The 1,506-nt window shown below is 42.4% G+C and carries 1 protein-coding gene; it reads left to right on the top strand.

All coding sequences use genetic code 11. The features are described from left to right. Positions 1 to 338: 338 nt before the first annotated feature. On the top strand, positions 339 to 1,506 hold a 1,168-nt coding region (locus tag WBV75_RS12700), incomplete at its 3' end, for a flippase (protein ID WP_424120959.1).

Genomic DNA, 1,506 nt, shown 5'->3' with positions numbered 1-1,506 from the left:
AGCTAAGCCCATCCTACAACATCGTTTGCAAATGACTCAAAAGGGAATATGGTACTAGGTGAAGGTGCTATACATCAGCCGGGTATTCTGAAAAAGAAGATGATTATTTGCATTAGATTGCAGAAAGCTTAAATCCAGGGCAGACCAGATGAATTCAATGGGCATGAATAGAGAAAGGCAGTCAAGTCAATTATTCCTGAAGATTTGGCATGAGCCCTATGATAAACACCTTACTCTGCCCGAAAGACCTAAGGGAAAGCAGCAGAAACCTTGAAAGTAGTACCATGATCCGCGACTTGTTAGGAAGAAAAGGTTTAGCCCGGCAAAGTATCGTAGTAATGATACTTAAAGGACTTGGGATGCTTCTGGGTTATGCGGTGACTATTCTAATATCCCGGGAATTTGGCCCTGTGGGTCTCGGGATATACAGCGTTTCGTATACAACAATCATTGTATTTTCCCATGTGGCATCGCTCGGGTTGCCTGTTGCTATACTGCGATATACAGGGCAATTTAGGGGGACAAATGATTTGGGCAAACGCAAAACACTTTATTATAATGCCCTCAAGATTATTTTCGCGATTAGTGTTGTGCTTTCTTGCGCCCTTTTCGCTTTTGCTAAAGATCTTGGCATAAATCTATTTGGTGACCCTTCCTATTCTTATGTCTTGAGATGGGTTGCCATCGCAGCCCCGTTTTTCACCCTGAACGTCATTAATGTTGAATTTCTGAGGGCCCTGGAGAGGATCACCCTCTCGGAAGTTTTTAGGACCGTTTTTATCTCCTCGTCGATCTTGCTCATACTATATGTATCAGATGATTCCTCGCAGTATCTACCCGTCATGGCCCTTTCCATAGGAATACTTGGGGCAGCGGTTTTATCCACAGGAAGATCCCTTTCTGAGGTGTGGAAACTCGAAGCGCCAAAGGGAATTACGTTTCCGATTAAAGAAATACTTAATACCGGGACGCCTTTGATGCTTGTGGCTCTTGGTTCCTATTTTCTTGGTAACATCAGCGTTTATTTGATTCAGATATTTGAGGATACACGGCAGGTAGGAATTTTTTCACTGAGCCTGAAATTGACGCTCCTGATAAATTTTGCCTTAATAGCCATAACCACGGTTATAGCACCAAAAATGTCCGGACTATTCTGGGATGGCAAAAAAGTGGAACTTACTGCATTTGTTCAAAAGGCAACCAAGTATGTTTTTTTGTTATCCCTTCCCACTTTTTTGGTTTTGGTGATCTTCCCGGGAACTGTATTGAAATTGATCGAGCCCGAATTTGCTTCCGGGAAATACGTAATGATATTTTTGGCGTTGGGCCAGATTTTCAATGCTTTTGGCGGACCGGTAAGCTTGCTTTTGAATATGAGTGGTCATCAGAAATCCGTAATGAAAGTGATACTTTTTGTTCTGGTTTTTGCAGTGAGCGCAAATATTGTTTTGATTTCTTATTTTGGAATTATGGGTGCAGCCATCGCAACCGCCTTGAGTATAGGAA

Origin of the sequence: Robiginitalea sp. (genome assembly GCF_049588695.1) — a bacterium.
Lineage (GTDB): Bacteria > Bacteroidota > Bacteroidia > Flavobacteriales > Flavobacteriaceae > Robiginitalea.
The sequence above is the reverse complement of the archived record's forward strand: the minus strand, read 5'-3'. Positions and strand labels throughout refer to the sequence as shown.